This window comes from Streptomyces sp. NPDC001933, from assembly GCF_042890955.1.
Lineage (GTDB): Bacteria > Actinomycetota > Actinomycetes > Streptomycetales > Streptomycetaceae > Streptomyces.
Genome location: NZ_JBIASS010000120.1, coordinates 1 through 1,421, shown reverse-complemented (window position 1 = coordinate 1,421; position 1,421 = coordinate 1). Strand labels below are relative to the sequence as shown.

The 1,421-nt window shown below is 70.4% G+C and carries 2 protein-coding genes; both read right to left on the bottom strand.

Features of this window, described 5'->3' with window-relative positions; all coding sequences use genetic code 11:
* Positions 1-57: 57 nt before the first annotated feature.
* A complete protein-coding gene (locus tag ACFYY7_RS45690; protein ID WP_388672404.1) occupies positions 58-900 on the bottom strand; it encodes a formylglycine-generating enzyme family protein in 843 nt (280 codons plus the stop codon).
* 146 nt (positions 901-1,046) lie between these two features.
* A partial coding sequence (locus ACFYY7_RS45685) for an FAD-binding protein (RefSeq protein ID WP_388672401.1) occupies positions 1,047-1,421 on the bottom strand: 375 nt, incomplete at its 5' end.

Sequence of the window (1,421 nt, the reverse complement as noted above, 5' to 3'; positions counted from 1 at the left end):
CGGACAGCGTCCCCAGGGAGGGGGCGTCCCTGCGGGCAGCGGTGGTCGAGGCCGGCGTCAGGGACTCCGCACACAGCGGAAGCCCGTGTTCCCGCTCGAGGCGTCGACGGTGTTGGCCGTGCGAGCGGCGACGCGATAGCGGTTGCAGTACGACACGTGGCACATGTGGGAGCCGCCCCGCATGGCCTTCGAGGAACCCGTCGCGGGTCCCCGCGGGTCCACGAGCGGCACAGCGGTGTCGTGGCTGGTGGACCACCAGTCGGAGCACCACTCCCACACGTTCCCGGCCATGTTGTACAGGCCGTGACCGTTGGGCTCGAAGGCGTCCACCGGGCAGGTGCCGCGGTAGCCGTCGGCCGCGGTGTTCCTGGACGGGAACTGCCCGCGCCAGATGTTGCAGCGGAACGTGCCGTTCGGGTCGAGTTCGTCTCCCCAGGGGTAGCGGCGCTGCTCCAGCCCGCCGCGCGCGGCGTACTCCCATTCCGCTTCGGTGGGCAGCCTCTTGCCTACCCAGTTGCAGTAGGCCTGGGCGTCGTTCCACGAGAGGTGCACGACCGGGTGGTCACCACGGCCCTGCAGGGAACTGCCGGGTCCCTCCGGGGACCGCCAGTCCGCTCCTGTCACTCCGCACCACCACGGCGTGACTTCGGGTCTTGGCGAGATGCGGCGCAGGGCTGCGGGCAGATAGCCGGCGAAGACGTACGACCACCCGATCCGCTCGGCTTCCGTGCGGTAGCCGGTGTCCGCGACGAAGGCCGTGAACCGGTCGTTGGATACGGCGTGGGTGTCGATCAGAAAAGGTGAGACGCGGACCCTTCGGACGGGCCCTTCGCCGTCCTCAGCGAAGCCCTCGCTGTCTTCCGTGCCCATGAGGAATTCGCCGCCCGGGAGGAGGATCATCTCCTCCGGGTCGCGGCGCGACACCCCCTTGCTCCGCGGGATGGCCGGCGTCGGCTCGGAGCGTGCGTCACCCGACGGGGTACAGCAAGCGGTCATGGGGGCCTCCTTCGGAGAGCTGCGTTTCTCGGTCTGTGTGCATACGCATGTCAGGCGGCAGTCGCCGCGGCGGCGCGGCCGGCTTGGCGGCCGCTGAAGAGACAGCCGCCGAGGAAGGTCCCTTCCAGAGCGTTGTAGCCGTGGACGCCGCCACCGCCGAAGCCGGCCACCTCGCCGGCGGCGTAGAGACCCTCGATGGGTCGGCCGTCGTGGCCGAGGGCCCGGGAGTCGAGGTCGGTCTGGATGCCGCCGAGGGTCTTGCGGGTCAGGACGTGCAGTTTCACGCCGATCAGTGGGCCGGCCGCCGGGTCGAGGATGCGATGGGGGACGGTGGCGCGGCCGAGGCGGTCGCCGAGGTAGCGGCGGGCGTTGCGGATGCCCTGGATCTGAGAGTCCTTGCTGAAGGGGTTGGCGATCTGCAGGTC